Raw genomic sequence first — 24,575 nt, forward strand, 5'->3', positions numbered from 1 at the left:
TCGCTCTGACGGAAGGGCCGCTACCGCTTCGGTACGTGGATGTCCGTGCTGCTCAGCGTCTGCGGCCTGTCCGTGAAGACCCTCAGCCGTACCCGCAAGTGGGCCCGGTTCGGGAGGGAATAGCGTCCCGAGCTCGGCACGAGCTCGTAGCGTGCCGACTGGTGCGGACCCAGCACGGCCGGGCCGCTGCGCACGGTCCAGTACGCGGATGTGCTCTCGCCGGTGCTGGAGGCGAAGTGCGGAGCCAGCGCGGTGTCACCGGTGTTGGTCGCCTGCACGGTGAGCCCGTGTACCCCACCGCTGTCGCCCCGTACGCCGCTGATCACCAGCCGGATCGGCGGCCCGCTCGCGGCGGCGACGGCCACGCACGCGGCGGCCGGCGCCAGCACCGCTGCTGCCACCATCGCGCTGACGACGCGCCGCCGGCCGAACGGCAGCCGGGGTTGCCAGGCCGAGGCGAAGTCGGAGCTGGTGGCGGTGGCGGCGGCAGCGACCCACAACGGGGTCATCAGCAGGTAGTAGCCGTCCTGCGACCGCGTGGCCAGGTAGAACGCGCACCACGGCAGGACGGTGGCGGCCGGGCCCAACCGCCGTACGAAGAGGACGAACAGGGTGAGCAGCCCGGCGGCCAGCAGCATGCTGCCGTAGGAGTAGAAGTCCAGTCGGCTGCTGCCGTCGGTGAAGTAGTACGACAGGCCCATGATGCCCTGGCCGTGCAGGACCCCGTGCTGGGTGAACGGCAGGGCCAGGCCGGTTATCCAGGCTCGGGGGCTCTGCGCGATGAAGTAGGCGTTGGCGGTCAGGGCCACGACCGCGGAGATCGCGGTGAACCGTGTGACCACGCCGAGAGCCGCCCGCGCCGAGAGCTCACCGCGCCGTACCGCGTAGACACCGACGAGCAGGAACGGCGTGAGGAACCAGGGCAGTTGGTGGGTCGCGCAGGCGGCCCCGAGGAGCGCGGCGCGCACGATGTCCGAGCGGCGGAGCCGCCCCCCGGCGCCGATCGAGGGCCAGCGGATGACCACCGGGATGAGCAGCACGAGTGCCGGGATCGCCGGGTAGCCCATGGCCGCGTACCCCTTGAGCATCGGGAAGCCCAGGCAGACCGCCGTCGCGGCCGACCGCCACGGTGTCGGCAGCAGCCACCACAGCACCGCGGCGCCGACGATCAGCAGGAGGGTCGGGACGAGCGTGGCCGCCTTCGCTCCGATCAACGCGTACACGGGGGCGTTGAGCAGCACGGCCAGGGGCGGATACGCGAAGGAGTAGTCGGCGCCGCCCGACATCGTCTTCGTGACACCGACGTGGTGCTGCTGGAACACCCACGGCCACTCGTGCCCGTACACCGCGTGGCCGTGCACCAATTCGTGCGTGGCCTGGGTCATCAGCACCGTCTCGTCGTTCATCCCGCTGCCGAGGGCGTACGAGCACAGGGCCAGCACGATGCCCAGGAGCAGCACCCCCGCGTCGACCAGTACGAGAGCGCGACGGTTGCGCACCGCGAGGGCCAGGACGCCCAGGATGAGGATGCCCGCATACCCGAGCATGATCACTCCGCCGACCTTGGGCCGGGAAGCGATCGCCGTCGACCATTCGCCGCGTGTGCCGATGAACAGACTGATGACGGCGAGCAGGGTGATCGCGCGGTGCAGCGGCGCAGGGCTCGCCGACTGCGACGGACTCGGGTGGGTCAGCGGGGCATGGGTGGCGATACCGCCGACCGTCTTGCTCATGTGGGGCACACCTCAAGCAGTGCAGATCGTGATCAGATGAGACTGTTCTTGTAGCAGAAGCCGGCCATCTTATCCGTGGCGGTTGCTGACTTCTCCGAGGCCAATCAATTCTGGTGATGTAGGCGTTTCCGTCGATCATGTACAGGTTGGCCGAGGCTTGCGAAGCCCTGGAAGTCGGAAATAGGCGCTACCGGTCGGCTTCGGAAACCGGGCTGAACTTGTTCCGGGCGCGCTGGGTCTACTTGAGGTAGACGATCCCGTCCGTGGTGATGGCGGGACGCCCGGCGGTGCCCTTCGCCACGATCTTGAGCGTGTGCTTCGCGGTGCCGGCCCAGGTCTTGGTCCAGATGGCGTTCCGGTAAGCCGTCGTGGACGACCTGAGGTCCACGGTGGTCACCTTCTTGCCGTCGACGTAGACGTCCGCCTGTCCGGAGGTGGCTGCCCGGGAGACCACCCAGGCGACCGACCGGCCGGTGAAGGTCCAGGTCAGTGAGGCGTTCTTGGTGCTACTGGTGCGGGACTCGCCGCCGAGGTATTGGGAGGAGGACTTCACGGTCCAGGCTCCGGTCTTCGCGGCCGAGGTCTCCTGAAGGATCACCGGCGTCCCCGACACGGAGGCGGTGGCCGAGTTGCCCACCACGTCGTACGCCCGGAGCGACCAGGTCGTGGCGGCACCGGACCTGGCGGTCTGCGCGGCACTCGTCACCGTCGGCCCGTAGGTCCTGGCGAGGGGCGCGGTGAGCTTCGCCTCCTTCAGGGAGACGTTGTCGGTCGCCTTCCAGCCGAGGGTCAGCGGGACGGCCGTGGTGTTCACCGTGCCGGTCCGCAGGGCCAGGTTCGGCTTGGTGGTGAAGGTCGGTGCGGTGGTCTCGGCGACGACGGTCCGCGCCGCGCTGGTGACGGTCCGGCCGGACTGGTGGACGGCCTTGACCTGCACCTGGTGAGTGCCAGGGGTGAGCGTCAGCTTGGCGGAGGTCGCCGTGGCCGCGGCGGTGGCGGCTGTCCTGCCGTCGACCAGGATCGCGTACGACGAGATGAGCGTCGTCGGGGTCGTGGTGGACCAGGTCACCTTGAGGGGGCCGTTGGTGTAGGAGGTCGTACTGACCACGCTCGTGCCGCTGGCCTCGTCGATGGTGAGGCCGGTGACAGGGCCTGCGGCCAGCGTGCGGACGGTGCCGAGGGCGGCGTAGAAGGCGTCGCCGGGGCACAGGGTGTTGTAGCCGTCGCGGTGGCCGTGGATCGCGGGCAGGGTCATCTGCTCACCCGGGCCCCAGCTCTTGCCGGCGAGGTTCTGGCCGCTGACGGCGGTGGTGAGGGTGACCTTCGCGTCCGGTTCGACGCCGTACTGGCCGAGCTTCCAGGCGGAGAGACGGGCGACCGAGGTCATCGCTTCCGTCGAGGGCGCGGCATCCGTGTAGGTGCCGAGGACGGAGATGCCGGTGGTCTGCGAGTTGAAGCCGTACGCGTGCGCGCCGACGACCGGGAGACCGACACCGCCCTTGCGGCCCTCGTAGATCGTCCCGCACTTGTCGACGAGGAAGTTGTAGCCGATGTCCTTCCAGCCCAGCGTCTTCACGTCGTACGTGTAGATCGCGTTGACGATCGAGGGCGCCTGGGCGCAGGTGTAGTCGTTGGTCGAGGCCGTGTGGTGGACCACCACCGCCTTGATCTTGCCCGCGATGTACGTCGGTTCCTCCGGGCTCAGCGATTCATCCGCGCCCCACCCGGAGCGGGCGGTGACAGCGGGCTGCGGAACCGTGGAAGGCGGCGGGGTGGGCGCTGTCGTCGAAGGCGAGGGCGAGGCCGAGGTGGTCGCCGACTCGCTGGGAGCGGTGCTCTCGGAGGCCGAGGGAGACTCGGACGGCGACTCCGACGCGGGCTCGGAGTCCGTGGGGGAGGGCTCGGTGGCGATCGGATCGGGCGTCGTGGGCTCGGTGGGAGTGCCGTCGGTCGGGTCGGACGCCGGGGACTCGGAAACGGTGGGCTCCTCGGTCCCGTCGGTCCCGTCAGTCCCGTTCGCGACGAAGGCGGCGGGCTCGACGTCGTCCCCTGCGCTTCTGTTCTTGCCGCCGGACGTGACCATGTCGAGACGAAGCCCCTGGGGCAGCCTGGAGGCAGCCTTCCCATCGACCCGAGCCTCGACGCCGTCGGAAAGACCGACCCAAGCGGGCTCGGTGCCACCCCGGGAGGCTCCCCGCTCTCCCGCACCGATGTCACTGTCGAGAGTCAGCCAGCCGGACCATTTCCCGGACCCGGCGGCCCGGGTCCGCACCTCGACCTTGCCGACCAGGCTGGAGGAAGGTTTCTGCCATGTGACCCCGAGCATGCTGAACGGCTTGACCTCCCGTCGACCGAGCGAGGCGGTCCCTCCGTCACCGCTCATCTCCAGCGCGGCTGACCGCACTTGATCGCGGACCGGTCCTGTATCGCGGCCACTGCCCTCGCCACTGCCGGATCTCGCGCTCACCCCCTGCACCGCCAACGTCCCACATACGGCTGCCGCGACGACCGCACCCGTCCCCCACCAACGACGCGTTCTCATACCGGGTCGGACACCTTCCCCCTCGATACAGAGTCATGGTTTGACATAACTCGCCCATATTTATGGTGACTTGTAAATAAATCGTCAAGATCGCGGCAACCGTACCTGATGTGCCCATGGCGGAAGACGGCCGAGCAGCACGGCGTTGAACAGCCCGGACAGGGCCGTACCGGGCGTCGACACCGGGAAGGCGAGGATGCTGAGCGGTGCCGTGGCCATGAGTGGCCAGATCCCGGCGAACCCTGCATCCGGCAGCACGTACGCGGCACACAGGAAGAACCCCACCGACGCTGCGACCACCGCGAGATGCCCACGCGCCAGCCAGTTGTCCACCGCGGGCGCCGGCAAGGTCCGCGCCCGTTGCCGACGCGGGCCCGTGGAACGAGTGGTGTTTGTTGCCTCCGGCGCAGAGGGAGTCGGGGCGTGCGAGGGGGGCTCACGCGCGGCTGCCGCGGGCCTCGTGGCGAGCGCGCCGAGCACGGCGGCGTTCACGAAGGCGCACAGAAGGAGCCACACGCCCCAGAAGCCGATGGCCGGCGCCCTGACCGCCCCGCCCCCTTCGGTCCCCGGGCCGAAGGGGAGAACCGCGCCCAGGAAGGAGATGGGTGCTGTGAGCAACAGAGGGGCAAGGGTGAAAGCGCTTTCGTCCGGGAGCGGAAACATGGTCAGGACGGAGGCGGCGACGACGGCCGGACAGCCCCGGGAGAGCCAGTTGCACGTGGCGAGCGCGAGGAGTCGGCGCGAGAGGAAGCGCAGGTGGGAGGCGTTCGGCATCGAGGTGGGCCTTCCTGTCGGTCCGGCTGTTGATCTCCATAGTGGCCTGGGGAGCACGCTCTGGCGTGAGTGCAAGTACCCATCCCTGCACGGAAGTTCAGAAAAAGCCAAGCGGAACTTGACGATCCCTTTATATGGGCTTGTGGTTTTGATTGCCATCCCTTTAATGTTCCCGGTGATCACTCAAGGGATCTTCACAAGGGGGGACTTGTGCGCAAGACAGCGCTTCCTGTCGTCGCCGCGCTCGGCATGGCACTGCTGCTTCCGCAGCTGCCTGCGGCAGCGGCGGAGACCGTCGATCAGCCACTGGCCGAAGGAACGATTCAGCAGGTCGGTCCCGGCCTGTATCTCTCGGAAACCCAGTCGTTCGAGGTCACCGAGACCGATGTGTCCGGCGCTCTCATCAACCGCCGCCACTCGGTGATCGCCCAGTCCGACAGTGTCGCCGAAGCCAAGGACGCGCCGGACTCCCGTGCCGACATGAGTGCCTTCGGCCCCAGTTGGGAAGCCGAGTTCGCCGGCGGTCAGCTCAACCGGAAACTGGAGCAGCAGGGCGACGCCATCGTGGTGACCGACCTGGGTGTGGACGAGTCCTTCCGGTATGTCCTCAAGTCCAGCGTCGACTTCCCGAGCGGCGGTGGTGTCAACAAGTACGCGACCGCCGACGGGCATCAGATCACCGAGACCTCCAGGTGGGACGAGGCGACCGGGACCTTGGAGACCTCCATCGTCGAGGTACTCGGCGTAGACCTCTCCGCGGTCGCGGAAGGCGACGACACCTTCACCGACGCGTCCGGTCAGCCGATCCCGGCGGCGGACCTCAAGCCCACCTACAAGTGGGAGCAGACCGCCACCGGCGCCGACACATGGCGCGTCACCAGCGTCGGCAACAACACTTACGCCACCACCGTCGACTACGACGCCCGTGGCCGCGTGGCCGAGATCACGAACCCGGCCGCCGGCGAAAAGCCCGAGACCTCCACCGCGGTCGTCTACGCGGACACGACCACGGCCACGGCCTCCTCGCCCGGCAACTACGCGGGCCAGGTGAAGGAGATCACCGTCACCGAGGGTGCCACGGTGTCGACCCTCGCCCGGTACGCCTACGACACCTCCGGTCTTCTGCGCACCGTGACCGACCCGACCGAGTCCACCGAGGCGCAGACCGAGTACGCCTACGACTCCACCGACCGCCTGTCCGACATCACCTCGCCGAGCAACGGCAGTTGGCACCTGGACTTCACGGGGGAGTCCGCCCTCCCGGCCGCCACCTCCACCGGGGAGGAGGTACCGGCTCAGGGCACAGCCGTCGCGGGTGATGCCGCGAACCCCGACTCCACCCTCACCGACGCGCCGGCCGCCTCGGAGCTCGCCGACGACGAGATCACGTCCCCCCAGTCGTCCCCGTCGCAGTGCAGCAGCGCGACGAGCTGGATGTACTACACGAAGTCCGGCTGCACTTCCAAGGTGGCCCACTACGGCTGGCACTCGCCCTCGTGGAAGAAGATGCCGGGCGGTACCTGGGTGCGAGGCATCACCCATGACCACTGCACCACCGCGCCGGACCAGCCTCTCGGCTACGACTTCCGCCCCGCCTGCGACATGCACGACTACGGCTACGGCCTCATCGGCAACACCTACAAGGGCTACTCCAAGTACCTGTCCCGCTACAAGGGCATCAACGTGGACGCGGTCTTCTACACCGCGCTCTTCACCAAGACCTGCGGTTCCTACTTCTTCAAGAGCCCCTGCCGCGGCCTTGCCAACACGTACTACACGGCGGTGACGGTGTTCGGCCGGGCGAAGAACGGCGCGAACGCGACCTGATCCTCGGCGACAGCGTCCGGCGGACAAGGCGTCAGAACCGATGGCCGGGTGGCGGCGCACGTCGACACCCGGCCATCGGCTTCGCACCCGTCCCCGCGCGCGTCGATGTGCCTGGCCGGTGCGCCCTTTCGCGTTGAAAATACTTTTCCTTGGAGTGGTAAGTGAAGAGACCCATATGGGCCGTTGTCGCCGCCACGGCGGCGGCCATGGTGCTCACCGTCGTACCGGTGGGCACCGATCCCCTGCTCGGCGTCGGCCGGGCCTCCGCCGCGGAGGACGGCCCGGTCGACCCGCCGCTGTTCGACGAGACCCAGAGCGGCGGCACCGTCCGCGTCAACGTCGTCACCGACCAGAACACGGACCTGGCCTCCGCGGCCGAAGCAGGGGACGTCCTTGTCTCCTACGACACCCTGCCGCTGGTCACCCTCCGTGTGGACCAGGCGGGCCTTGAGGAGCTGAACGCCAAGCCGGGCGTGGTCAGTGTCACCGAGGACGTCCCGGTCGAGGCCACGCTGAACGAGTCGACCGTCAAGATCGGCAGCGACCAGGCCACCGCCGCCGGAAAGACCGGCGCCGGCACCGCTGTCGCGATCCTCGACACCGGCGTCGCCACCAAGCACCCGTTCCTCGGCAACCGCGTCAAGACCGAGGCGTGCTTCTCCGCCAGCGACGCCGATTACGACGCCACCAGCCTCTGCCCCGACGGCACGGACGAGCAGCAGGGCACCGGCAGCGCCGACGCCGAGTCGGGCCCGTGCGCGACGCTGGGCGGCGCGTGCTCCCACGGAACCCACGTCGCCGGCATCGCCGCGGGCAATGGAAGCGGAATCAGCGGCGCACCCGCACGTGGTGTCGCGCCCGGCGCGGACATCATCGCGATCCAGGTGTTCTCCCGGTTCGCCTCGGACGACTACTGCGGCGCCGGCGCCAGCCCGTGCGTCCTCAGCTTCACCAGCTCCCAGATCAAGGGGCTGGAGAAGGTGTACGCGCTGAAGAAGGCCGGAGCCAATGTCGTCGCCGCCAACCTGTCGCTCGGCGGCGGACGTTGGACCACCGCGTGCACGGCCGACGCCCGCAAGACGATCATCGACAACCTGCTCGCCGAGGGCGTCGCCACCGTCGTCGCGGCCGGCAACAACGGCTACACCAACGCGATCAACGCGCCCGGCTGCGTACCGTCCGCCGTCACCGTCGGCTCCACCACCGACGACGACCAGCTCTCCGCGTTCACCAATCGCGGCCCGCTGCTCGACCTGTTCGCCCCCGGCACCTCCATCGTCTCCTCGGTGCCCGGCAACACCTACGCGAGCAAGAACGGCACCTCCATGGCGACCCCGCATGTGGCCGGTGCGCTCGCCGTGCTGAAGCAGACGTATCCCACCGAGGGCATCGACAGCCTGGTCTCGCTGCTGGCCACCAGCGGCACCCCGATCACCTACACCGGAGCGACCACTCCGCGTATCGACGTCGGCAAGGCCATCACCGCGATCGAGGTGAAGCCCGAGTCGGACGGCAAGCCCCGCTCCTTCCAGGTCGACAACGACATGGACGTGACCATCCCCGACGCCCCCGGCGCGGCGGCCACTTCGCCCGTGACCGTCGCCGGATACCCGGGCAACGCGCCGAAGAACCTCACCGTGTCGGTCAACATCACCCACACCTACCGGGGCGACCTCAAGCTGGAACTCGTCTCGCCCACCGGCACGGTCCACCTGCTCAAGAGTCCGAGCACCTCCGACGGCACGGACAACATCGTCGCGGAGTTCCCCGTGGACGCCTCCGCCTCGCCCGCCAACGGCGAGTGGACCCTGCGGATGACCGACACGGACGACGGGGACACCGGAAAACTGGAGACCTGGTCACTGATCTTCCCGACGCCGTTCGAGAAGACGACAGCCCAGACCGTCCCCGACACCGGCACCATCACCTCCACGATCGACGTCTCCGACATCGACGGCAACGCCGCGGGCCCGCTCCAGGTGTACGCGAACATCGCCCATACCAAGATCGGTGACCTGCGACTCGTCCTCCAGAGCCCGGACAGCAAGTCCTACACGCTCAAGCCCTACGGCTCCGAGGCGGGCGGCACCCTCCAGACGACCTACGGCGTGGACGCCACCGACGCGGTCGCCAACGGCACCTGGACCCTGAAGGTCACCGACTCGGCCACCGGCTCCACCGGTGAGCTGAAGGGCTGGTCGATCGGGTTCCCGTCGTACGAGAACCAGACTGTGAAGGCGATACCGGACAAGAACTACACGGAGATCTGGACCAAGGCCGTCGGTCTGTCCGGCGTCGGCTCGGCCAAGCTCCAGGTGTACGTGCACGTCGAGCACGAGTTCCTGGCCGACCTCAAGATCGACCTGATCGCCCCGGACGGCTCCATGCACCTCCTCAAGGACAACGGCCTGCCGGGGGAAGCCGGCGTCATCAAGAAGGTCTACACGGTCGACGCCACCGACCTGCCGGTCAACGGCTGGTGGAAGCTCCGCGTCGACGACGTGGGAACCGGCGACATCGGCACGGTCAACAACTTCGTCGTCAGGTTCTGACCCCCGACCGACGGCGAACCGGCGCGCCCCCGCACCTGCCTGGTGCGGGGGCGCACCTCGGTGTCAGTGCTTCCCCACCGTGTCAGCGCAGGACGAGCAGCACCGCCAGCGCCATGAGCAGCGAGTCGATCCGGTCCAGCAGGCCGCCGGAGCCGGCCAGCCAGTGGCCGGAGTCCTTCGCCTGTGCGCCTCTTTTGACCATGGACTCGAGAAGATCGCCGGCCGGACCACCCACCGCCACCGCGACCGCCATCGGCCAGCTCAGCGCGGACAGTACGGCGAGTGCGCCGAGGCCGGCCGCTGCCCCGGCGAGAGTGCCGCTCCACCGTTTGGCCGGTGACAGGGGCGACAGCCGCGGCCCGCCCAGCGCCGGACCGGCGAAGGACGCCACGATGTCGGCGATCGAGACCGCCACGAAGAGGGCGAGGGCGCTCGCACCGAGCGGCACCAGCGCGGCCGTCACGCCCAGCCAGACGAGCCCGAGCAGGCCGGCGCCCAGTCGGCGCAGGCCGTGGTCGGCGTCACCGGCCAGGAGCGGTACCGCGGCCAGCGCGAGAGCCCCGACGGCAGCCACCCGGAACACCTCTCCGGGGGCCAACCAGGTGGTCAGGTCCACGCCCACCACCGCCGCGGCCAGCACCACCCGGTCCGGCCGGCCCAGCCGCATCAGCCCGGCGTACTCCATGACGGCGATCACCCCGGCCGCGATGGCGACAGCCGCGGCGCCCGGGCGGCCCCACCAGAACGCGGCCGTGACCAGCGGCACTCCGACCGCCCAGGCGCACCACCGGATCAGCAACTCACGGCGCCGGGACGCCGCCACCGCGATGCCGCCCAGCACCAGCGCCCCGCCGAGGAAGGGCGCCAGTGAGGCGACAGTGATCACAGAGCGGATCCGGTGGCGAGAACGGGCCGTGGCGTCGGGACGAGCGAGGCCGGACCCGGGCGCAGCACGTCCAGGGAGGCACGGAAGGCAGCCACGATGCGCGCGTTCTCGGCCGTGTCCTTGACCGCGATACGCACGCCGCGCCCCTCGTACAGCGCGGACAGCGGCGACAGATCACGCAGATACACGTCGTGACGGCGGCACTCGGTCACCACTTGCGCGGCGCTCGGCCCGTCCGTCGGCAGGATCACGGTGAGGAAGTTCGCCACGGATTCCTCGACGATCGTGTTCTCGTCCAACTCGGTGAGATCGTCTGCCAGTTGGCGACGCAGTGCGTGGGTGCGGAGCCACCGGTCGCTGTAGTACGCCGGGTCGCGCAGGGCGGCCACCGCGGCCAGCTGCGCCGGGAGACTGACCGGCCAGGGCGGCGTCCAACGGCGCAGCCGCGCCGCGGTGGCCGGTTCGGCCACCAGGTACGCGGCCCGCATGCCGGACAGCGCGTACATCTTGGACAGTGAGCTGCACACCACCACCCGTGGGTCCGTCGCGGCGAGGTCGGTGAGGGACTCGGCCAGGCCTACGTAGCCCAGGTACGCCTCGTCGATCCACCAGCGGGTGCGGGCCGGCGCGGCGGCGATCAGCGAACGCAGCTCCGCGGCCGGCGCGTGGCGTCCGGTCGGGTTGTTCGGGTTGACCACCACCACAAGGTCGTAGCCGCCGGACCCGACGGCGGCGGACAGCCGGTCCTGGTCGATCCGCCAGCCGTCCTCGCGGCGCAGCCGGAACCGGTCCACCCGGCAGCCGATCACCTTCTCCGTGACGTGGGCGTACTCGCCGTAGCCCGGATCCATCAGCAGCACTCTGCTCTCCGGGGTCAGCCACTGGCCGAACGCCCTGAAGATCAGGTCGGACGAACCGGCGCCGACCACAAGCGACTCCGCCGGTATCGCCCGGGCCGCGGCGATTTCCGCCACCAGACCCTCGGCGCCGGTCGGCGGAGAGGTCCGGGCGGCCCACGCCGGGTCCTCCGCGAGCGCGGCCCGCACCCCGGGAGCCGGCGAGAACCACGCATCCAACACATCGGCCGCGACAATCTGATGGCGCCTGTGGAGAGTACGGAAGTCGGTGCCGACGGCGGTGAACGAGACGCCGCCGTGTTCACAGCCGTCCGGTCGGGGTGCGAACGCCACGTCCAACTGCCAGTCCACCGCTGACCGCAGGCGCTCCAGCGTGGTGCGGTACCGCTCCATCGCGAGCTTCGTCAGCTCGGCCACGTCTCCGGTCAGTACCTCGAACGTCACCGCACCGCTGTGGACGGTGCGGCCGACCGGACGCAGGCCGGCGGCCCGGTACATGTCGAGCAGTTCGGTACGCCCCATCGCCACCACCCGGCGACCGCCCCTGGCGGCGATCCAGCGCAGCGCCGCGTACATCAGCAGCAGTGCCGCCGCGGTGGTCCGCCAGCTCGGGTCGACGGTGAGGATGCGTACCTCGAACAGGTCGTCGTCGGCCAGCAGCGGCAGCTCGTCGCGGGTCAGGTACTTCTCCAGTCCGTACCGTCCCAACCACGGCGGAGTCAGGCTGACAAAGCCGATACGAGCCGTGCCTCGCGCGGCGACCAGGTAGACGTTGTCACCGTCCAGCCCGTCACGGAGCCGCCCGGACGGATCAGGCGCATGCTGGCCCAACTCCTGCGCGTACACCCTGTGGCGCAGCTCGTGGATCCACTCGAGATCCTCCGGGGTGGCAGTGCGCAGCTGCAGGTCGCAAACCATGAACACCTCTTTAGATGAAGAAGGTTGAATCATGGGAAACATATGTCGGCAGCGCCAGTGCCGGGTGACGCAGTCAGCCTGAGTACGCGTACTCAGGTGCGCTCGTTCCTCGTGTGCTCCGTGCTCCGGGCGAGCAGGGCCTCGGTGAAGCGTTCGGCGTGCAGGACGCGGAAGGGTCTGGAGTGGTACGGGCGGGTGGACGGGTCGACCCGGTCGGTCAGGTTGAGTTGGTTGTGGATGCCGGCGACCGCCTCGTAGGCGTACGCGAGGTGTTTCTCGCGGGTGTGCCAGTCCGTGGCCGCCAGGGCGGCCGTGAGGACCGGGGTGAGGCGGTGGCCGGCGGTGGTGCGGGCGAAGGCGCTGCCCAGCCATTTGTCGTACGGGGGGTAGTGGCGGTCCATGAGGAGGCAGAGGCGCATCAGGTGCCGAGCCAGGTGGGCCGCGTTCACGGCGGAGCCCAACTCGTCGCCGACCTCGCCGCAGCGGCCCACGAAGGCTTCCCGCTCGGAGATCCGCTGCCACTGGCGGGCCAGGACGTGGAGCCAGATGTCGCGGGGATACCAGCGGAGGGCGTGGCGCAGGGGGCCGAGTTCATGCAGGCCGTCGTGGAAGACCGCGCCTGCCGTGACCTCCGCGAGGAGTTGCGTGGGGGTGGTCAGCCAGTCGGCGGTGGTGATGTCGTGGGTGGGGTCGAAGCCGAGGGTCGCCGTGAACCAGGCTGTGGTGTGGGTGACTTCGACCCGGTGGTGGACGGGCCCGGCCGTGCCGCGCATGACGCGGATGTCTCCGTCGCCCGTCGGGGCGAAGTTCGTCGGGTAGCCGTGGAAGGTCTTCGGGAGGTGTTCGGCGAGGTGGTGTCTGATGCGGCCCGCGTGCCGGGGGACGTCCCTGGGGCGGAGGAAGAGCTGGAGCCGCGGGCCCCATTCGTGGTCCGTCGAGCGGGGGGTGTCGTAGCCGAGGACCTCGGAACCGCCGCCGATGCGGGCGGCGGAGTGCGGGATGTCGGGGGCGGTCTCTTCGAGGAGAGGGCGGACGGCTTCTGTGTAGAAACGGCGGCAGAGTTCGAGGCCCGGTAAGAAAGGCGAGGTGTTCGTGAAACTCATGCCGGGACCCTGCCCGTTCCGGGCTTGATCGTGCGTGCGAATTCCCGCCGCTGCCTCTCGGCCCGGCGCCCGGATATCTCCCAACTCCCTGGCAGGGCCCCGCCCGTGGGCTCAGCGCCCTGGCGTTCCGCTTCCCAGCTTGTTCACCGTCCCGGCGTGCGGGTGTCCCCAACTCCCCGGCAGGGTACTGCCCGTGGGCTCACCGCCCCGGCGTCCCGCCTCCCAACTTGCTCACCGTCCTGGTGTCTCGCTTCCCGGCTCGTTCACCGCCCCGGCGTCCGGGTGTCTCCCAACTCCCCGGCAGGGCGCCGCCCGTGGGCTCAGCGCCCCGGCGCTCCGCCTCTCAACTCGCTCACCGCCCCAGCGTCCCGCCCCCCAACTCGCTCAACACCCCGGCGTCCCGCCCTCCGTCTCGCTCACCGTCCCGGCGTGCGGGTGTCCCCAACTCCCCAGCAGGGCACCGCCCGTGGGCTCAGCGCCCCGGCGCTCCGCCTCTCAACTCGCTCACCGCCCTGGTGTCCCGCCCCCCGGACTCGCTCAACCCCCCGGCGTCCCGCCCCCCCCCCGACTCGTTCACGGCCCGGGCGCTCCGCCCCCGTCTCGTTCACCGCCCCGGCACCCCACCCCCCAACTCGCTCAACGCCCCGTCCGTCAGCCGGTACACCGTCCACTCGTCCTGGGGCCGCGCGCCCAGCGCCTCGTAGAAGTCGATCGCGGGGCGGTTCCAGTTGAGGACGGACCACTCGAGGCGTTCGTAGCCGCGGGTGACGCAGATGCGGGCCAGTTCGGTGAGGAGGGCCTTGCCGTGGCCGGCGCCGCGGGCGGTGGGGCGGACGTACAGGTCCTCCAGGTAGATGCCGTGGACTCCGCGCCAGGTCGAGAAGTTGAGGAACCAGAGGGCGAAGCCGACCGGTTCGCCGGTGGTGTCGTCGGTCGCGATGTGGGCGTGGGCGCCGGGGTGTTGGCCGAAGAGGGCCTCGTGGAGTTGTTCCGGGGTCGCCTTCGCCTCCTGGGGTTCCTTTTCGTAGGCGGCGAGTTCGCGGATCAGGGCGTGGATGACGGGGATGTCGGTGGGGTTCGCGGTGCGGATCATGCCGAGAGGGTAGTGGGGCTCGGGTTCTTGCCCGGTTCGTCCCGCCCTCCGTCCTTGCCGCGAGGGAGCAGGAGGGGGGAGGCCAGGAGGAGGACCCCGGCCAGGGCGATCGCCGTGCGCGGGCTCGTCGCCGCCGCCAGTACGCCCCACGTGGCCGTCAGTGCCGCGATCGCCGCGCTGGTGCTGATCGACCAGGCGGTCAGGGTGCGGGCGACCCGGTCGGAGGCGGTCTGCTCCAGCCGGCTTGTGGCCAGCAGGGGGTTGAAGACGCCGATGCAGGTCACCAGGCCGAGTTGGACGGCGGTGACGAGGAGCATCCCGGGGACTCCGGGGCGGACGAACGCCAGGCCGAGCGGCCAGCACGCCCGCAGTACCCCGGAGACCAGCATCACCCTGCGCCGGCCGAACCTGGCCGCGAGCGGACGCGCGAGGCGTGAGCCGACGAAGCCGCCGACGCCGGATGAGGCCGCGAGCGCGAGGGCGTACTGCCAGGGCGCGAATCCGAGGCGGCCCAGCATGAGCACGGCGAGCAACGGCTCGGCGGCCATGATCAGGCCGTTGACCACCATCGCGTTGAGGAGCAGCGGGCGCAGGGTGGGGTGGGCGAGGAGGTAGCGCCAGCCGTCGAGCAGCTCGCCCGCGCGCAGCCGTGGCGCACCGCTCCGCTCGGGGCGTGGTTCCGTCCCGCCGATCGCACGGATGCCCAGCGCCGAGAGCAGGTAGCTGACCGCGTCGGCCACCACCGTCGTCACCGGGCCGAACAGTCCGATCGCGGCCCCGCCGAGCGGCGGTCCGAGCATGGTCGAGGTCCAAGTCGTGGACTCGAAGCGGGCGTTCGCGACGAGCAGGTCATCCGGCGGCACGAGCGCCTTCAGGTACGAGCCGCTCGCCGCGTTGAAGGCGATGTTCGCCGCGGCGACGACGACGGAGACCACGAGGAGCTGGGCGAAGGTGAGCAGCCCGAACGCGAACGCGACGGGGACGGTCAGCAGCGCCGCGAACCGGGTCACGTCCATCGCGATCATCACCGGCCGCTTGCGCCGGAACTCCACCCACGGGCCGAGTGGGACCGCGACCAGGGCTCCCACCGCCCGCCCCGAGGTGGCCAGCACCGCCACCTGGGTCGGCCCGGAGTGCAGTACGAGGATCGCCAGGAAGGGGAACGCGCCGAACCCGAGCCCGGTGCCGTACGAACTGACCGCGTACGCCGCCCACAACCACCCGAACCGACGCCCGAGCGCCCGCCTGCCCACCCGTACTCCCTCGGTCGCACCACCCCGCGTTGACCTCAGGGATCCAACCGAGAGGCACCCCCGCCGGTCAAACAACCGACCCGCCACGCAGTCACAACCAAGAGTTGTATCAGCTGGTGAACGGCGGTTGTCAGTGGCCGCCAGTATCGTCACCGGCGTGGATCTCGACGCTGTGCGCACCTTCGTGGCCATCGCTGACGCGGGCCGGTTCCAGGATGCCGCCACGGAGTTGTCGATCACCCAGCAGGCCGTCTCCAAGCGCATCGCCGCGCTGGAGCGGGCCGTAGGAGTGCGGCTGTTCACGCGGACCCCGCGCGGGGCCGAACTGACCGTCGACGGGCGGGCGTTCCTGCCCCACGCCCGCGAACTGCTGCGGGCCGAGGCGCGGGCGTTCGCCTCCGTCCGGCCCGGCCATCGCGCGCTGCGCGTCGACGTGATCGGTCGCGGGCTCGCCCCGGCCACGCTGCTGCGCGACTTCCATCGCGCGCACCCGGAGATCGAGCTGGACGTCGTGACGCTCTTCGACGCCGACGCGGCCGTGGACGCCATCCGCTCCGGCACGGTCGACGCGTCGTTCCGCGCCGTCACCGTGACCGGCCGTCGGCTTGCCGACAGCACGGGCCCCGCGCGGTCCGCCGCCGTCGCCGAGACCGGCCGTCGGTTCCCCGATCGCACGGGCGCCTCGCGGTCCGTCTCCCTCGCCGAGACCGGCCGTCGGCTTCCCGGCAGCACGGCTTCCGCCCGGTCCGTCTCCCTCGCCGAGACCGGCAGACGGTTCCCCGGCAGCACGGCTCCCGCGCGGTCCGTCTCCGGCTCCGTCCCCCTCTCCCTCGCCGAGACCGGCCGTCGGCTTCCCGATGACATCGAGGTCAGCCGCGCCTTCGACGAACCCGTCCAGCTGCTCACCGGCCCGGCGCACGCACTCGCCGCCGCCCGCACGCTCACCCCGGCCGACCTCGTCGGGCACCGGATCTGGATGCCCGGCCTCGTCCCGGGCACCGAGTGGGCCGCCTACTACGACGCGTTCGCCGCCGCGTTCGGGCTCACGATCGAGAGCACCGGCCCCGACTTCGGGGTGGAGCCCCTGCTGGACACCATCGCCGGGTCCCGTTCCCTGGCGACCCTCGTCGGCGAGCAGACCCGCCTGGTCTGGCCCGCCGACCACGACCTGCGCCGTATCGCCGTACGGAATCCGACCCCCGTCTACCCGCACTCCCTGGTCCACCACCGCGACAACCGACACCCCGGGCTCACGGCCCTCCGCGACCACCTCGCCTCGACACGCCCCGACCCCTCCGACGAGGGGACCTGGACACCGGCGTGGGCGTAGGCGGACCGGGTGATCCGTAGGTGGCGCGCCATCACCGCAAGGCCCGACGGCGCCGGGACCGGGGCCCCGCCCGGGCGTGACCGCCAGGTCCTAGCCGCGCAGCCGCCGCGCGATCTCCAGATGGTGCGGCGCCGGCAGGTCCCCGTCCTCGATCGCCCACAGCGCGTTCTGCAGCACCCGCCCGAGCGTCCAGGCCCGCGCCCGCGCCCGGTCGAGACCGATCACGTCCGTCATCGCGTCGAAGCGCCAACGGATTTCGTCGGGCTCGAAACGGTTGTGCAGAGCCGGGAAGAGTTCGAAGCCGGGGTCGCCCGCCAACGGCTTGGGGTCGATGGCGAGCCAGGGCCCACGCTGCCCGTTGTCGATGACGCCGAGGACGTTGTCGTAGTGCAGATCCCAGTGCAGCAGCCGGTCACCGGGCTCGGCCGCGACCTCGCGCACCGCCGCCGCGCAGTCCCCGATCAGGCGTCGGTCGGCCGGGTCCGGGAGGCGGGGGAGGGCCGAGGGGACCTGTTCCAGCATGGCCGCCGCCACCGGGCCGAGCCGCCGGCGCAGCTCCGGCGGTGCGGATACCGCCGTCAGGCGCGCCAACAGCCTGGCGATGACGACGGTCGCGGCGCGTGCGTCCGGTTCGTGGGTGAGCGCGCGGGACGCGTCGAGGCGTTCGAGGAGCAGCGTGCCGGTCTCGTCGTCGTACTCCAGAAGTTCTACGGCGCCGTCGCCGGCCCAGGCGCGCAGCGCGACCGGCTCGCCCGCGGTCTCCTCGTCGAGGTACTGGAGTTTCAGCGCGGCCCGGCCGCCGTCGGCGCGCAGCACGGGGAGCACCAGGGCGCACATGCCGTACATGGAGGGCCCGTCGAGCCGGAGCGACCACCGCTCCAGGAAGCCGGCCGCCCGCTGCGGCAGCCCGGCGACGAAGGCGCGGCCGGCCTCGCCGTTGAACGTCTCCTGGGAGGTGACCAGCGCGGCCGGAATGTCGATCACGGCTCCGACGATACTTGCGTGCGTGAATCGGCTCATGCGAATTACCCGGGGCCTCCACAGGGTGTGGACGTACGTCCGCAGCGCGCCCGGCACCTACGTCTGGCTGGGGATTCTGTTCGTTACCACGGTCGCCGTGCACCACATGTCGCCGGAGTTCGAGCAGGAGTTCCTGCGGCAGCGGTCCACCAACATCCACGAGTTGTCGAACAACCCGGTGCGGGTGCTGTTCGCGAGCGCGATGTGGATGGATGGGGGGCGCTGGCTGCCGTACGCCGTGCTGTACACGGTGTTCCACGCGCAGGCGGAGCGTTGGCTCGGTACGGCGCGGTGGCTGATGGTGTGTGTGGCCGCGCATGTGCTGGCGACGCTGATCAGCGAGGGGGCGCTGCTGTGGGCGATCAAGAACGACATGGCGCCCGAGTCCGCGGTCAACACCCTTGACATCGGGGTGAGTTACGCGCTGGCGGGGGTCGTGGGGGTGCTGGCGTACCGGATCGCGGCGCCGTGGCGGTACCCGTATCTCGTGATCGTGCTGGCGGTCTACGGCGTGCCGCTGGCCACCCACCGCACCTTCACCGATCTCGGGCATTTCACCTCCGTGCTGATCGGTCTGGCGTGTTATCCGCTGGTCAGGGGCTGTGGAAAAGCATGGAATCCGAAGGAGACAGTGGCCGCCCTCAGGGGTTAGCGTCCGGATATGAGCAGCTCGGCAAGCGGTGTCGTCAACGGCGGCATCTCCTTCTGGTACACGGACGACGGCCTCCCGGCGCGACGGGAGCCCCTCGCCGGTGACGCCTCGGCCGACGTCGTGATCGTCGGCGGCGGCTACACGGGACTGTGGACCGCGTACTACCTGAAGAAGGCGGCCCCCTCTCTTCGGGTCACCGTCCTGGAGCAGAAGTTCTGCGGCTACGGCGCCTCGGGGCGGAACGGCGGCTGGCTCTACAACGGCATCGCGGGCCGCGACCGGTACGCGAGACTCCACGGCCACGAAGCCGCCGTACGCCTGCAGAAGGCCATGAACGACACCGTCGCCGAGGTCGTCAAGGTTGCGGAGGAGGAGCGGATCGAGGCCGACATCCATCGCGGTGGGGTGCTCGAAGTCGCTTGTACGCCAGCCCAGTTGGCGCGGCTGAAGGCCTTCCACGCGCACGAGCTGTCGTACGGCGAGAAGGACCGCGAGCTGTACGGCGCCCGCGAGACCGCCGAGCGGATCCGGGTCGCGGACGCGGTCGGTTCGACGTGGACGCCGCACGGCGCGCGCCTGCATCCGGTGAAGCTGGTGAAGGGACTCGCGGCGGCGGCCGAGGCGCTGGGGGTCGTCATTCACGAGTCGACGCCCGTCACCGAGATCCGGCCCCGGCACGCCGTCACGCCCTACGGCACCGTCCGCGCGCCCTACGTCCTGCGCTGCACCGAGGGCTTCACCGCGAACCTCAAGGGGCAGCGGCGGACCTGGCTGCCCATGAACTCCTCGATGATCGCGACCGAGCCGCTCACCGAGGAGCAGTGGGAGTCGGTCGGTTGGGCCGGTCTGGAGGCCCTCGGCGACATGGCGCACGCGTACATGTACGCGCAGCGCACCGCCGACGGGCGGATCGCGCTGGGCGGGCGCGGGGTGCCGTACCGCTTCGGGTCGCGGACCGACAACGACGGGCGCACACAGGCGGCGACGATCGAGGCCCTGCGCGAGATCCTCGTGCGCTTCTTCCCCTCGCTGGCCGGGCTGCGTGTCGAGCACGCCTGGTCAGGGGTTCTGGGGGTGCCGCGCGACTGGTGCGCGACGGTGACGCTGGATCGGTCGACGGGGCTGGGGTGGGCGGGCGGTTACGTCGGCTCGGGGGTCGCGACGACGAACCTCGCGGGGCGGACGTTGCGGGATCTGGTGCGGTTGGATTCGGGGGAGGGCGGCGCTACTGACCTCACCGCACTGCCGTGGGTCGATCACAAGGTGCGCAAGTGGGAGCCGGAGCCGCTGCGTTGGCTGGGCGTGCAGGGGATGTACGCGACGTACCGCGCGGCGGACCGGCGTGAACTGGCGGGGCACGGTGCGGAGTCGTCGCGGTTGGCGCGGCTTGCCGATCGGGTGGCCGGGCGGCACTGAGGCCTGGGGCGGGTTGTCGTCGGGTGCGGTTTTGTGGGGGTGCGGCTTTGTGGGGGTGCGGCTTTGCGCCTGCGGTTTGGTGGTGGGTCGGGGCCGTGCCGGGGGGTGTCCGTCCTCGGAACGGCGCGGAATCGGTCATTTACCAACTCGGCCGTGTTGACGCGCCAACCGCTGCGGGCGGACACCCCCCGACACGGCCCCTTCTCGCCGTACGCGGCTGACTGTCCGCTCAGTTCACCGACTCCGACTCCGACTCCGGCGCCTGCGCCGTAGCCGCGTGCTTCGGTGCTCGGGCCGTCACCATCAACCCCGCGACCAGTCCCGCCAGCAGCATCACGGCGACGGCCCACCAGATGGCGACCGTGTAGCCGTGGACGATGCCCTTGCTCGTGATGAGGGCCTTCTGGGCCGGGTTGTGGAGATGGGCGGCGATGTAGGCCGTGCTGCTGGTGGTGGCGATCGTGTTGAGGAGGGCCGTGCCGATCGAACCGCCCACCTGCTGCGCGGTGTTGACGGTCGCGGAGGTCACGCCCGAGTCCTGCGGGGCGACTCCGGCCGTGGCGGTGGCGAAGACCGGCATGAAGATCAGGCCCATGCCGAGGCCCATCAGCAGCAGCCCGGGGAGGAGTTCGGTCGCGTAGTCCGACTCGACGGTCAGCCGGGTGAAGAAGGACATACCGCCTGCGGCCAGGACCGCGCCCGGGACCATCAGGGTGCGCGGCGGCACATGGTGCATCAGCCGGGCCGAGATCTGCGTCGAGCCGATGATGATCGCGACCGTGAGGGGAAGGAAGGCCATGCCGGTCTTCACGGGCGAGTAGCCGAGGACGACCTGGAGGTAGTAGGTCATGAACAGGAACACGCCGAACATGCCGATGACGGCGAGCCCCATGGTGAGGAAGCAGCCGGCCCGGTTGCGGTCCTTGACGATGTGGAGGGGGAGGAGGGGGCTGGGGGCCCTCGTCTGCCACCAGACGAAGGATGTGAGTAGTACGGCGCCTGCGACGAACAGGCCGAGGACCAGCGAGTCCGTCCAGCCGCGCGGTTCCGCCTCGCTGAACCCGTAGACGATCGCGACCAGTCCGCCGCAGCCCAGCAGCACACCGGGTACGTCGAGGCGGGCGCCCTTGTGGCCGGGGCGGTCGTGGAGGAGGGCGAAGGCGCCGAAGACCGCGATGATCGCGATGGGGATGTTGACGTACAGGCACCAGCGCCAGTTCAGGTACTCGGTGAGCAGGCCGCCCGCTATGAAGCCGATCGCCGAACCGCTGCCCGCGAGCGCGCCGTAGATCCCGAAGGCCTTTCCGCGTTCCTTCGGGTCGGTGAAGGTGGTGGTGAGGAGGCTGAGCGCCGAGGGGGCCAGTACGGCGGCGAAGACGCCCTGGAGCGCGCGGGCGCCGAAGAGCATGCCTGAGGTCGTGGCCGCGCCGCCGAGTGCGGAGGCGCCCGCGAAGCCGATCAGGCCGATGACGAAGGTGCGTTTGCGGCCCACCAGGTCGGCGATTCGGCCGCCGAGGAGGAGCAGGCCGCCGAAGGCGAGCGTGTAGGCGGTGATGACCCATTGGCGGTTGCCGTCGGACATGCCCAGGTCACGCTGTGCGGAGGGGAGTGCGATGTTCACGATCGTCGCGTCGAGGACGACCATCAGCTGCGCGAGAGCGATGATCACCAGGCCCCACCAGCGGCGAGGGTCGGGCTGCGCGGCCGTCGTTCCGGGTTCGTTTGGTTCACCTGTTCGGGTGACGCTCATCTGCTCAGAAGACCATGAAACGGGATGTATCGCATCTGCGGAACCGCTGTGCTCGGTCATGGTTCCAAGACCACTTTCCCGGTCGTCCTCCTCGTCTCCAGCGCCCGGTGCGCGTCCGCCGCCGCGGCCAGCGGGAACCGTTGGACGGCCGGCACCAGCCGGCCCTCCGCCGCCTCGGCTAGCGCGCGCAACTCCAGCGTCCGGACGGGACTCGGGCCGCCGGCCTTTCGCATCATCACGGGCCCGAGCACCTGTTCGGACAGCCCTTCGGCGGCATACGGCTCGCCGCTCGACCACCCGAAGACGACATGCTGACCGCCGGACCCGAGCAGTCCTACGGCTTCACGGGCGATCTCGCCGCCCACCCCGTCGAACACGACGGTCGCGTGCCGCCCGCCGAGCCAGGCCCGCACCTTTCCCGGCCACTCCGGGTCCGTGTAGTCGAGGGCGAGATCGGCGCCGTTCGCCCGCACCAGGGCAACCTTCTCCGGGCCGCCCGCGAGACCGATCACGGTGGCACCGGCGTGCTCGGCGTACTGCACGAGCAGGGTGCCGAGACCTCCGGCGGCGGCCGGAACGACGACCACGGAGTCGCTGTCCAGCTCGCTGAACTGCACGATCCCCATCGCGGTACGCCCCGTCCCGATCATGGCGACGGCCTGGGCGAAGTCCAGGTTCCCCGGGATCTCGTGCACCCGCTCGACATCGGCTACGGCCAACTCCGCGTACCCGCCCGGCGCGAACCCGAGATGCGCGACCACCCGCTTCCCGAGCCACAGCCCGGCGACTCCCTCGCCGAGCGACTCGACGACGCCGGCGACCTCGCGGCCGGGGATGGTGGGGAGAGCGGGGAGTTCGGGCAACGGGCCCTGTTCTCCCTTGCGCAGAACGGTGTCCAGGAGGTGGATTCCGGCCGCGGCGACGGCGATACGGACCTGGCCGGGGGCGGGGGAGGGGTCGTCGACGGGTTCGTAGGTGAGGTTCTCGGCGGGGCCGAAGCTGTGGAGTCGTATGGCCTGCATGGGGACACTCTTCGACCTCAAGCGCGCTTGAGGTCAAGGGGTGGTGGGTCTGCGCAGGTCGGGGGCGTTGTCAGTGGTGGGGTGCAGGATGGGGGCATGGCGAGGAGAGCGGCGGGCGGGACGGGTGGAACGGACAAGACGGGTAAGACGGGTGGGGTGAAGGGGGCGCGGCGGCCCGAGGTGCGGTTGCCGGGGCTGGAGGCTTACGGCGGTGGGGAGTTGGAGCCGGACGGGGACTACGACGGGCTGGAGTTCCGGGACGAGGACTTCGCGGGGCAGGACGGCGGGGGCGCCCGCTTCATGGACTGCGCGCTGACGGGCTGCGCGCTGGACGAGACGCGACTGCATCACGCCCGCGTACTGGACTCGGTCCTCACCGGCATACGGGGTGTCGGCACCGACCTCGCGGAGTCGACCCTGCGCGATGTCGAGGTGATCGACGCCAGGATGGGCGGTGTGCAGCTGCACGGCGCGGTTCTGGAGCGGGTGGTGATTCGGGGAGGAAAGATCGATTACCTGAATCTGCGCAAGGCGCGGCTCCGGGATGTCGTCTTCGAGAGTTGTGTTCTGGTGGAGCCGGACTTTCTTGATGCTCGGCTGGAGCGCGTCGAGTTCGTGGACTGTGCGTTGAAGGGGGCGGACTTCACGGGGGTGACGTTCACCGATGTGGATCTGCGGGGGGCGGCTGAGCTGGAGATCGCGCGGGGAGTGGATCGGCTGTCGGGGGCGGTGATCAGCATGGGGCAACTGTTGGATCTGGCGCCGGTGTTGGCGGTGCAGATGGGGATTCGGGTGGAGGGGTGAGGGGGGATCGCTTTTTGAGGTGAGGGGTTCTTCGGGGTGAGGGGGGCGGGCTTTTGAGCTGAGGGTGCTCTTCGGGGTGAGGGGCGCGCTTCTTGAGGTGAGGGGTTCTTCGGGTGACAGGGGTGCGCTTCGGGGTGACGGGAGTGCGCTTCGCGGTGACGGGGGTGAGCTTCGGGGTGACGGGAGTGCGGGGGTGCTTCGGGGCACGGGCGGGGTGCCTTTGTGGCGCAGGCCGGCATCACCCAGCCCGTCCGGCGTTTGAGGACGAGGCCGTTCAGGCCGATGGGGGTCTGGGGGCGCAGCCCCCAGGGACGGCACCACGGGTTCAGGGCAGCCGGGAAGCGCAAGGGCAGCCGGAAACTCAGGGCTGCCAGAGGCTCACCGCACCCTCGGGAACCTCGCCTGCAACGTCCAGATCGCCGGGTTCTCGCCAAGGGCATCGTGCATGTCGACCAGGTCGGCGATCAGATCGTGCAGGAAGTCCCGTGCCTCGCGCCGGAGTTCGGCGTGCGAGAAGCTCAGCGGCTCCTCGTCCCGCCGCATCCAGTCGGCCTCGACGTCCACCCACCCGAAGCGCCGCTCGAAAAGCATCCGGTCGGTGGACTCGGTGAAGTCCAGTTCCGCGCGCTGCGGCCGGGACGCCCGCGAGCCCGCCGGGTCCTGGTCGATCCGCTCCACGATGTCGCACAACGCCCACGCGAAGTCGAGCACCGGCACCCATCCCCAGGCCGTCGCGACTTCCCGGTCCGCCTTGGTGTCGGCGAGATAGACGTCACCGCAGAACAGGTCGTGCCGCAGCGCGTGGACGTCCGCGCGACGGTAGTCGGTCTGCGGGGGGTCCGGGAAACGGTTGGAGAGGGCGTAGCCGATGTCGAGCACGTAGGTGATGGTGTCACGGTCGGAGAGGGGTGAGGGCAGATGGTCGGAGAGGGCCGAGGGCAGCCGGAGCCCCTGCTCACGACGCCCCCGCGGGGCGACGCGTCCCGAACTCGTGGGCTCGCGGACGTGCCCCGCTCATAGGATCGCGGACGTGCCCGGCTCGT

General features: G+C 70.3%; 18 protein-coding genes. 6 read left to right on the top strand and 12 right to left on the bottom strand.

Annotated features, from left to right (window positions below; all coding sequences use genetic code 11):
- Positions 1-20: 20 nt before the first annotated feature.
- From OO70_RS20885 to OO70_RS20895, 3 genes are all read right to left on the bottom strand, one after another.
- Positions 21-1,733 carry a membrane protein gene (locus tag OO70_RS20885; RefSeq protein ID WP_043673373.1) on the bottom strand — a complete coding sequence of 571 codons (1,713 nt, stop codon included), beginning with the start codon at positions 1,731-1,733 and terminating at the stop codon, positions 21-23.
- 238 nt (positions 1,734-1,971) lie between these two features.
- Entirely contained in the window at positions 1,972-4,275 is a 2,304-nt protein-coding gene (locus tag OO70_RS20890; RefSeq protein WP_043673375.1) for a peptidoglycan recognition protein family protein, read from the bottom strand.
- Positions 4,276-4,359: 84 nt separating this feature from the next.
- Positions 4,360-5,049, bottom strand: a complete 690-nt coding sequence (locus OO70_RS20895) for an SCO4225 family membrane protein (protein WP_043673378.1) — start codon at positions 5,047-5,049, stop codon at positions 4,360-4,362.
- A 210-nt stretch (positions 5,050-5,259) separates the two neighbouring features.
- On the opposite strand from OO70_RS20895, the gene OO70_RS20900 reads away from it, so the two are divergent.
- Entirely contained in the window at positions 5,260-6,876 is a 1,617-nt protein-coding gene (locus OO70_RS20900; protein ID WP_051741456.1) for a phospholipase A2, read from the top strand.
- A 161-nt stretch (positions 6,877-7,037) separates the two neighbouring features.
- The gene (locus OO70_RS20905; protein WP_324604864.1) at positions 7,038-9,428 is read left to right on the top strand and encodes a proprotein convertase P-domain-containing protein; all 2,391 of its coding nucleotides are present in this window, start codon (positions 7,038-7,040) and stop codon (positions 9,426-9,428) included.
- A gap of 82 nt (positions 9,429-9,510) precedes the next feature.
- On the opposite strand, the gene OO70_RS20910 is transcribed toward OO70_RS20905, so the two are convergent.
- The 5 genes from OO70_RS20910 to OO70_RS20930 all read right to left on the bottom strand — a co-directional run bounded on the left by OO70_RS20910 (position 9,511) and on the right by OO70_RS20930 (position 15,538).
- Complete coding sequence (locus tag OO70_RS20910) at positions 9,511-10,314, bottom strand: phosphatidate cytidylyltransferase (protein ID WP_199827362.1); 804 nt, start codon at positions 10,312-10,314, stop codon at positions 9,511-9,513.
- Positions 10,311-12,089 (bottom strand): histidinol-phosphate aminotransferase family protein, encoded by a 1,779-nt coding sequence (locus OO70_RS20915; protein ID WP_043673381.1) that lies wholly within the window; start codon positions 12,087-12,089, stop codon positions 10,311-10,313. The genes OO70_RS20910 and OO70_RS20915 overlap by 4 nt, the downstream gene beginning before the upstream one ends.
- 92 nt (positions 12,090-12,181) lie before the next feature.
- Complete coding sequence (locus OO70_RS20920; protein WP_043673384.1) at positions 12,182-13,192, bottom strand: DUF4037 domain-containing protein; 1,011 nt, start codon at positions 13,190-13,192, stop codon at positions 12,182-12,184.
- Positions 13,193-13,796: 604 nt separating this feature from the next.
- Entirely contained in the window at positions 13,797-14,285 is a 489-nt protein-coding gene (locus tag OO70_RS20925) for a GNAT family N-acetyltransferase (protein WP_043673386.1), read from the bottom strand.
- Positions 14,282-15,538, bottom strand: coding sequence for an MFS transporter (locus OO70_RS20930; RefSeq protein WP_043673389.1), 1,257 nt, complete (start codon positions 15,536-15,538; stop codon positions 14,282-14,284). The genes OO70_RS20925 and OO70_RS20930 overlap by 4 nt, the downstream gene beginning before the upstream one ends.
- Before the next feature lie 157 nt (positions 15,539-15,695).
- On the opposite strand from OO70_RS20930, the gene OO70_RS52535 reads away from it, so the two are divergent.
- Complete coding sequence (locus OO70_RS52535) at positions 15,696-16,868, top strand: LysR family transcriptional regulator (RefSeq protein ID WP_043674013.1); 1,173 nt, start codon at positions 15,696-15,698, stop codon at positions 16,866-16,868.
- Positions 16,869-16,958: 90 nt separating this feature from the next.
- On the opposite strand, the gene OO70_RS20940 is transcribed toward OO70_RS52535, so the two are convergent.
- Positions 16,959-17,888, bottom strand: a complete 930-nt coding sequence (locus tag OO70_RS20940) for an aminoglycoside phosphotransferase family protein (protein WP_063749733.1) — start codon at positions 17,886-17,888, stop codon at positions 16,959-16,961.
- Here OO70_RS20940 and OO70_RS20945 point away from each other — a divergent pair.
- Both OO70_RS20945 and OO70_RS20950 read left to right on the top strand, forming a co-directional pair.
- Positions 17,887-18,540 (top strand): rhomboid-like protein, encoded by a 654-nt coding sequence (locus OO70_RS20945; protein WP_043673394.1) that lies wholly within the window; start codon positions 17,887-17,889, stop codon positions 18,538-18,540. The genes OO70_RS20940 and OO70_RS20945 overlap by 2 nt on opposite strands.
- A 9-nt stretch (positions 18,541-18,549) precedes the next feature.
- Positions 18,550-19,956 carry an NAD(P)/FAD-dependent oxidoreductase gene (locus OO70_RS20950; RefSeq protein ID WP_043673397.1) on the top strand — a complete coding sequence of 469 codons (1,407 nt, stop codon included), beginning with the start codon at positions 18,550-18,552 and terminating at the stop codon, positions 19,954-19,956.
- A gap of 229 nt (positions 19,957-20,185) precedes the next feature.
- Here the strand turns inward: OO70_RS20950 and OO70_RS20955 are convergent, their stop codons facing one another.
- Both OO70_RS20955 and OO70_RS20960 read right to left on the bottom strand, forming a co-directional pair.
- Positions 20,186-21,706: an MFS transporter gene (locus tag OO70_RS20955; protein ID WP_078651482.1), complete on the bottom strand. Its 1,521-nt coding sequence runs from the start codon at positions 21,704-21,706 to the stop codon at positions 20,186-20,188.
- A 56-nt stretch (positions 21,707-21,762) separates the two neighbouring features.
- A complete protein-coding gene (locus OO70_RS20960; RefSeq protein ID WP_043673402.1) occupies positions 21,763-22,728 on the bottom strand; it encodes a zinc-binding dehydrogenase in 966 nt (321 codons plus the stop codon).
- A 96-nt stretch (positions 22,729-22,824) separates the two neighbouring features.
- Here OO70_RS20960 and OO70_RS20965 point away from each other — a divergent pair, with 96 nt between their 5' ends.
- Entirely contained in the window at positions 22,825-23,532 is a 708-nt protein-coding gene (locus OO70_RS20965; protein ID WP_199827363.1) for a pentapeptide repeat-containing protein, read from the top strand.
- Positions 23,533-23,910: 378 nt separating this feature from the next.
- On the opposite strand, the gene OO70_RS20970 is transcribed toward OO70_RS20965, so the two are convergent.
- Positions 23,911-24,411, bottom strand: coding sequence for a hypothetical protein (locus tag OO70_RS20970; protein WP_043673405.1), 501 nt, complete (start codon positions 24,409-24,411; stop codon positions 23,911-23,913).
- Positions 24,412-24,575: the final 164 nt, after the last annotated feature.

The organism is Streptomyces xylophagus (assembly GCF_000716435.1).
Taxonomy (GTDB): Bacteria; Actinomycetota; Actinomycetes; order Streptomycetales; family Streptomycetaceae; genus Streptomyces; species Streptomyces xylophagus.